Consider the following 6925-nt stretch of genomic DNA (forward strand, 5'->3'; position numbering starts at 1 on the left):
GCCACCGGATTTCATGCTTTTTGAGTCGCGCCCGATGCTGGGGATGGTGGGAACAAGGCATGGCCGAATGATGGCCGGTGGGCGATCGGGTATTAACCATATTTTCCGAGACCTCGCCCCTGCTGCGGTTGCCCTCTTAACAAAGGTTAATAAAAGGTTAATTTCTGATTCGAGGAGGCTTGCCTCTCAGCAACTGGAGCAGCACGCCATGCATTCGAATTCAGCAGGATCGCGCCTTCCCTGGTTCCTATTGGCGGCGCTCGCCGTCGGCGTCGTCGCACCGGCATTCGCCGGGACGCGCCATCATGACCGCGTCTATGCCGATTCCTTCGGCAATCTCGTCATCGACAGCGCCGCCGGCTACAAGCGTATCCTCGTTGGCGAGGGCAAGCTGGCCAAGGAATTGTCCGACTACACCAGCGCCGGCCAGCCCGACGTGATCTACGAAAACGAATCGGACGATGTCCGCGGCGGCGACTGCTATAGGCCGCCGGTTTTCGTCAAGGGCCGCAGCTATATGTACGGCCTCTCCGACGGCGAAATGCCAGAGCTCAGCCCCTGCCGCTGACGGCCACGCCGCCCTTGGTTGACGGCGCCGGCAGGGCAACAGCCGGCCCCACCGAGACACGCACGCAATCGCGACCACTGCCCTTCGCCTGATAGAGCGCTTTGTCGGCGCGCCGCAGCAGGTCGGAAAAGCTTTCGCCCGGACCAAGCTCGGCAACGCCGAAGCTGGCGCTGCAGCGGTGATCCGCGGGCAGGCAGTCGATCGGCGTGGCACCGAAGGCGCTACGCGTGCCCTCGGCAAAGAGCCGGGCGGCGGCTAGATTGGTCCCCGGCAGGAAAATAGCGAATTCCTCGCCGCCGATGCGGCCGGCGACATGATGGTCGGCCGCGGCATCGCGGAGAAAACCGGCAAAGCTCTCGATGACCCGATCGCCCGACGCGTGGCCGTAAGTATCGTTGATGCGCTTGAAATGGTCGAGATCGGCAATGACCAGTGCCGCCGGAACGGCGCGCCGCATGGCGTCACGCAGTGCGATTTGGGCATGGCGCTCGAAGCCGCCACGGTTGAGCAGCCGCGAAAGCGTGTCGGTTTCCGATTTCGACGTCGCCTCGGCGAGCACGTCGCGGACCAGGATAGCCAATGTCACCAGCGCAAGCGCCAGGCCGAACACGGTGCCGACCGACTGCGACACCAACGCATAGCTGGTCTGCGCATAAGATTGCGGGTTGGCGCCCCAGCCACCAAGCGCATGCGCGATGAAGGGTTTGCTGGCGAACTGCAACGTGCTGGCCGCCAGGACAGCCATCAGCATATAGTCGAGCCGCTCGCGTCTTTGCCTGGACGACAAGACGATCGCCAGCCCGGTGAACTGCATGGCCGCATAGGGAAGCTGGTAGGCCGCCATTCGCACAAAGGATTGGCGTGGCAGGTCCTGCACGAAGTAGACCGCGAGGGTGGCGAAGACCAGGAAGAACAGCATCGGCGGCCAAGGCGGCGAAACGCGGTATTTATGGGCAAGCCCGCCATTGAAGGCGACGGTAGCGCCAAGGAAGGCGGCAAAGGCGGCGACAACCACGGGGCGCGCATTGTCGAAGGCAGGAATGCTGAACTCGATCGCGAAATAAGCCGTGCCGAGCACATAGCCGAACGCCAGCCAGCGTGCCGACACCCGGCCGGCGTCATAGACCGCGATCGTCATGAAGGCCGCCGCCAGCAGCCCGGCAACGAACAGGTTGATCAGCAGGATGAAATTAGCGCTGCCCATGGTGTTTTGGCACTCCCCCCGAACAGCAAATCACCAACGCGCGAAAAAGACATTAATTCGAAGCCGCCGCTGACGCTCAGCCAGCACTGGTCCTATTGGGAAGGACGACCGTTTCAGGCCGCTGATAGGACAGGCATACGCTGTCGCGGCCACTCCTTTTGGCTCTGTAGAGCGCTTCGTCGGCGCGGCGCATCAGCAGGTCCAGCCCTTCGTCGCTGGTGCGGGCGGCCACGCCGAAGCTGGCGGTCACTCTTGTCTCGGGCGGAAGCCCGTCGATTCTGTCCGCCGAATAGAGCGTGCGAATGGTTTCGGCAAACAGTCTTGCCGCGCCAAGGTCGCTGAGCGGCAACAGCACGGCGAACTCTTCGCCGCCGATGCGGCCGGCAACGCCGCCCGTGCCTGCAGCCGACAGAAGCTTGGCGGCGAAATCGGCGATGACGCGATCCCCGGCTGCGTGGCCATGCTGGTCGTTCAGCGCCTTGAAATGATCGAGATCGGACAGCACCAGCGCAACCGGCAATCGCGCCGTGGCACAGTGCTGCAGGACCAGCGTGGCGCGCTCCTCGAACCCGCGGCGGTTGAGCAGGCCCGACAGCGGGTCTGTCAGGGTTTCGGTCTTCAGGGCCTTCATCACATCGAGCGCGGCGGCGCCGAACAGGCAAAGCGCGATGAGCAGCGACAGCAATGCATGCGACAGCAGAGCCGTCGTCCAGTAGGACGAAGAGTAAAGCCCTTCATAGCTGGTGAACGGCCCATGCGCGATGACGACGGCAAGCGTCCGCGCCAGGAAGTTCAGGCCGGAAAGCAGCGACAGCACGAACAGGATCATTTCTGTCGGGCCGTTGTTGCGCACCACGCGCAACTCGGCGGCGACAACCAGGCTGATGCCGCCGAAGCTGAAATTGATGGCAAGAATGCGCCAGGTGAGATCCGGCCGGGCAAAAAGAAACCACGAGAACGCGGCCAGGCCGCCGCAGGCCAGAATGCCGACCGCCGGGTAAGGCACGCGCCGCCCATAGCGCGCAATGACCGCGCCGGCGAGACAGCAGGTGGCGAAGGTGAAGCACAGGATCGAGATGAGCTTGGTCGGTGCCATGCCGACCGGCAGCGTGAAATACTGGAGCAGGAAGCCTGCGGCCGAGGCCGAGTAGCCCACCGCCAGCACAGCCAGATAGGGACGGTGGCGCTGATAGAACCACAGCACGAGAAATGCCGCGCCGAGTGTGAGGGCGATGCCTGGATTGAGCAGCGCTATGAGCAGGCCGGTGTCCAAGCGCTGTAATTTCCCCTCGCTTCCCTTGGAGGACCTTAGAGCGGAAGCCCAAACAAGCGGTTAAGCGAAAGCGAATATACGACAGGTACGTCGACAAAGCCGCTGGGCGGAACCGCGAACGGCGAGCGGCGTTTCACGACGGCAACCAGGAGATGCTCCGATGGCCGCCACGATCATGCTGACCGATCACGATGCAATTCGCTCATGGGCCGCGGCACGCGCCGGCTTTCCGGCGATCGTCGACGTGTCGCCCGAAGCCGGAACGCAGCCCATGCTGAGGCTGGTCTTCGGCCAGCATGCCTACCAGGACCAGGATGAGGCCGAACGCCCGGTCAATGCCGGCGGCTACGAACTGGTCGAATGGGACGAATGGTTCAAACTCTTCGACGAGCGCCAACTGGCGCTGGTCGTCGCAAAGGACCAACCCGGCCGCCGTGAGGGATTCCACGAATTCGTCAGGCGGCCCGACTGAAGAATGCCCGAACCGCATTGCGGCTCGGGCTCCTCATATCCGACTGCGCGCGCCTGCCCTATTTCCACTCGCGGATGTCGACGAAATGGCCGGCGATCGCCGCCGCCGCGGCCATTGCCGGCGACACCAGATGCGTCCGGCCCTTGAAGCCTTGGCGCCCCTCGAAATTGCGATTCGAGGTCGAGGCGCAGCGTTCATGCGGCTTCAGCCGGTCGTCGTTCATGGCAAGGCACATCGAGCAGCCCGGCTCACGCCAGTCAAAGCCGGCGGCGACAAAGATCTTGTCGAGGCCTTCGGCCTCTGCCTGTTCCTTGACCAGGCCGGAGCCCGGCACGATCATCGCACTGACCCGCGGATTGACTTGTCTGCCCTCGATCACCTTGGCGGCGGCGCGCAGATCCTCGATGCGGCCATTGGTGCAGGAGCCGATGAAGACGCGATCGAGTTCGATATCGGTGATCTTGGTGCCCGGCTTCAGGCCCATATAGTCGAGTGCGCGCTGCTTGGAGGTGCGCTTGTTCTCATCAGTGATGTCGTCCGGGTTCGGCACGATGCCTTGCACCGAGACCACGTCCTCGGGCGAGGAGCCCCAGGAGACGATCGGCGGCAGCTTTGCCGCGTCGAGCACGACCACCTTATCGAAATGCGCGCCTTCGTCGGACTGCAGCGTCTTCCAGTAGGCGAGCGCGGCGTCCCAGGCTTCGTCCTTGGGGGCGCGCGGCTTGTCCTTGACATAGGCGAAGGTGGTCTCGTCGGGCGCGATCAGGCCGGCGCGCGCGCCGGCTTCGATCGACATGTTGCAGATCGTCATGCGGCCTTCCATCGACAGCGCACGGATTGCCTCGCCGGCATATTCGATGACATAGCCGGTGCCGCCGGCCGTGCCGATCTCGCCGATGATGGCAAGGATGATGTCCTTGGCGGTGACGCCTTCCGGCAGTGCGCCGTCGACGCGCACCAGCATGTTCTTGGCCTTGCGCTGGATCAGCGTCTGCGTCGCCAGCACATGCTCGACTTCCGAGGTGCCGATGCCATGCGCCAGCGCCCCGAACGCGCCATGCGTCGAGGTGTGGCTGTCGCCGCAGACGATGGTCATGCCGGGCAGCGTAAAGCCTTGCTCGGGACCGATGATGTGGACGATGCCCTGGCGGATATCCTTCTCGGAATAATATTCGATACCGAAATCCTTGGCGTTCTTGGCCAGCGCCTCGACCTGGATGCGGCTTTCCTCGTTCTTGATGCCGAACTTGCGCTCGGGCGAGGTCGACACATTGTGGTCGACCACGGCCAGCGTCTTTTCCGGATGCCGAACCTTGCGGCCGGTCATGCGCAGGCCTTCGAAAGCCTGCGGGCTGGTGACTTCGTGGACCAGATGGCGGTCGATATAGAGCAGGCAGGTGCCGTCGTCCTGGCGGTCGACGACATGGTCGTCGAAAATCTTGTCGTAGAGGGTGCGCGGTGCGCTCATGTGCGTAAATCCGTCGATTTAAAAAGGGAAAAGGACGCCGGTCGGCCCGGCGAAGCAGCCTGGCGAGTCTGCCCTAGCGAAGTCGGCTGGTCAGAGCGCCGGAAACGCGCGCGGAAAATCGCGACGGCAGGCGTTTCCTGTCCTGCAGCACGAAACCTTTATAGGCCGGATCGCCAAAAAGCTCTTCCATGGCGCTGCTCATATCAATGTTTTGGCTTTTCAGCAATCGCGTCTGCCTTCGCAGGCGCTTCACAGCACCTTGAACACGAAGGTCTTCACCAGCGCGTCGGGCTCGGCGATTGCATAGCAGCGGAACCACGGGCTCTCCTCGACCGGCCGCCATTTTTTCGCCTGCTCCAGTTCGCCAAACACGGCCTTGAACCCGCCGCTTTCAAACACCTGGTCGCGGACCGTGAAGATGGCGTGGCCGCCCGTCCTGGTGATGCGTATCAGTTCATGCAGGCCCGACGCCGGTGCGTGGCTGATGGTGAACACGCCGGTCGAGAAAAAGGCGCGGAAATACCCGTCCGCCCAAGGCAATGGCCCGCCGAGCATCGCCTGTTTCAGCTCGCTGTAGGCCTGCCGGCTGCCGGCGATTTTCAGCATGTCCTGCGACAGGTCGAGCCCGGCAATATCGTGGTAGCCGAGTGCCTTGAGCGACGGCCCCGACAGGCCGGTGCCGCAACCGGCGTCGAGCAGCGGCCCTTCGCCCGGCGGCACATGGCGCGCCACCCAGGCGGTGATCAGGAACGGCAGGAGATAGCCGAGCGCCGCGGTTTCGCCGTCATAGGTCGCGGCCCATTGCGCATAGGCCTTGGCGAGCGTCTCGGGCGTGTCGGCCGTATAGACCGCTTCCAGCGCCGCATTGGCCTTGTCGATGATCATGGGTCCTCCCCGGTCGCGTCCGCTCGATGGTAGCGCCGTTTTCGCCTGCCTTCTATTCCCCATGCTGGTGGCGCAGCCGCTTCTCCAGCGCCCGCAAGGCCAACGACAGGCCGACGGTCAGGATGAGATAGATATAGGCGACGATCGAATAGGTTTCGAAGAAGCGGAACGAGCCGGCGGCGTAGATCTTGCCCATCTGGGTGATGTCGGCGACGCCGAGCACCGAGACCAGCGAGGAATCCTTGACCATGGCGACGAAATCATTGCCGAGCGGCGGCAGGATAGTGCGGATCGCCTGCGGAAAGATGACCAGCCGGAAGCGCTGGGTGCGCGTCAGCCCGAGCGCCTTGGCCGCTTCGATCTGCCCCTTCTCGACCGCCTGGATACCGGCGCGGAACACCTCCGAGATGAAGGCCGAATAGCCGATGGTCAGCGCCATGACGGCGCGCCAAAGCAACGACACGTCGCGTACCAGCAGCTCACCGAAGAGGCCGGCGCTTTGCAGCGGCGCCATCAGCGCGTTCCATGCCGCGACGAAGGCCGGCGCGCCGGCAAAGGCGATCCAGAACAACAGCACCAGCATCGGCACGCCGCGGATGATCTCGACGTACAAGCGTGCGATCTGGCTGAGCCAGCGTGAGCCCGACAGGCCCATCAGCGCGACGCCGAGGCCGATCGCGCAAGCCAGCGCGAAGGCGACCACCGTGACGAAGATGGTGACGCCGATGCCCTTGGCGACGGTTGCGAAGACCTGGGCATAGACGTCGCTGGCAGCGATGAAGATGGCGGCGGCCAAGGCGATCGCCACGGCCACGGCAAGCCACCACGGGAAGTCGGATTTGGCTGAGGCGAGAGGCGCCGACGGCATCAAGCGGTACCGATAACAGAGTCACGAAGGCAGCGTTCTGTCACACCCCCCTCTGGCCTGCCGGCCATCTCCCCCTCAAGGGGGTGTTTGGACCGGAGACATCGCGAACAGGTGTGCGAGGACATCGCGAACAGTTTGGCGCGCTTTGCGCCGGGAGGTTCGGGATGCCATTCGAGGACACGAGCGC

7 protein-coding genes are annotated in these 6925 nt (G+C 63.8%); 2 read left to right on the forward strand and 5 right to left on the reverse strand.

Features of this window, described 5'->3' with window-relative positions:
• Positions 1 to 208 precede the first annotated feature (208 nt).
• On the forward strand, positions 209 to 568 hold the full coding sequence (locus tag NKJ15_RS26000) for a hypothetical protein (RefSeq protein WP_352450158.1): 360 nt from the start codon (positions 209 to 211) through the stop codon (positions 566 to 568).
• Here NKJ15_RS26000 and NKJ15_RS26005 read toward each other — a convergent pair.
• Both NKJ15_RS26005 and NKJ15_RS26010 read right to left on the reverse strand, forming a co-directional pair.
• Positions 552 to 1772 (reverse strand): GGDEF domain-containing protein, encoded by a 1221-nt coding sequence (locus NKJ15_RS26005; RefSeq protein ID WP_352818409.1) that lies wholly within the window; start codon positions 1770 to 1772, stop codon positions 552 to 554. The genes NKJ15_RS26000 and NKJ15_RS26005 overlap by 17 nt on opposite strands.
• Before the next feature lie 76 nt (positions 1773 to 1848).
• Positions 1849 to 3045, reverse strand: a complete 1197-nt coding sequence (locus tag NKJ15_RS26010) for a GGDEF domain-containing protein (RefSeq protein WP_352818412.1) — start codon at positions 3043 to 3045, stop codon at positions 1849 to 1851.
• A 160-nt stretch (positions 3046 to 3205) separates the two neighbouring features.
• Here NKJ15_RS26010 and NKJ15_RS26015 point away from each other — a divergent pair, with 160 nt between their 5' ends.
• Positions 3206 to 3517, forward strand: coding sequence for a hypothetical protein (locus NKJ15_RS26015; RefSeq protein WP_352818415.1), 312 nt, complete (start codon positions 3206 to 3208; stop codon positions 3515 to 3517).
• A 58-nt stretch (positions 3518 to 3575) separates the two neighbouring features.
• On the opposite strand, the gene leuC is transcribed toward NKJ15_RS26015, so the two are convergent.
• The 3 genes from leuC to NKJ15_RS26030 form a co-directional block, all read right to left on the reverse strand.
• Positions 3576 to 4985, reverse strand: coding sequence for a 3-isopropylmalate dehydratase large subunit (gene leuC / locus NKJ15_RS26020; RefSeq protein WP_352770247.1), 1410 nt, complete (start codon positions 4983 to 4985; stop codon positions 3576 to 3578).
• Between the two features lie 249 nt (positions 4986 to 5234).
• Positions 5235 to 5870, reverse strand: a complete 636-nt coding sequence (locus NKJ15_RS26025) for a class I SAM-dependent DNA methyltransferase (RefSeq protein WP_352615448.1) — start codon at positions 5868 to 5870, stop codon at positions 5235 to 5237.
• A 52-nt stretch (positions 5871 to 5922) separates the two neighbouring features.
• Positions 5923 to 6738: an amino acid ABC transporter permease gene (locus tag NKJ15_RS26030; protein WP_352470797.1), complete on the reverse strand. Its 816-nt coding sequence runs from the start codon at positions 6736 to 6738 to the stop codon at positions 5923 to 5925.
• Positions 6739 to 6925: the final 187 nt, after the last annotated feature.

The organism is Mesorhizobium sp. M0207, assembly GCF_040321995.1.
Lineage (GTDB): Bacteria > Pseudomonadota > Alphaproteobacteria > Rhizobiales > Rhizobiaceae > Mesorhizobium.

Coding starts and splice junctions, on each gene's coding strand:
- NKJ15_RS26000 (WP_352450158.1), top strand. CDS start 209: ATGCATTCGAATTCAGCAGGATCGCGCCTTCCCTGGTTCCTATTGGCG.
- NKJ15_RS26005 (WP_352818409.1), bottom strand. CDS start 1,772: ATGGGCAGCGCTAATTTCATCCTGCTGATCAACCTGTTCGTTGCCGGG.
- NKJ15_RS26015 (WP_352818415.1), top strand. CDS start 3,206: ATGGCCGCCACGATCATGCTGACCGATCACGATGCAATTCGCTCATGG.
- leuC (WP_352770247.1), bottom strand. CDS start 4,985: ATGAGCGCACCGCGCACCCTCTACGACAAGATTTTCGACGACCATGTC.
- NKJ15_RS26025 (WP_352615448.1), bottom strand. CDS start 5,870: ATGATCATCGACAAGGCCAATGCGGCGCTGGAAGCGGTCTATACGGCC.
- NKJ15_RS26030 (WP_352470797.1), bottom strand. CDS start 6,738: ATGCCGTCGGCGCCTCTCGCCTCAGCCAAATCCGACTTCCCGTGGTGG.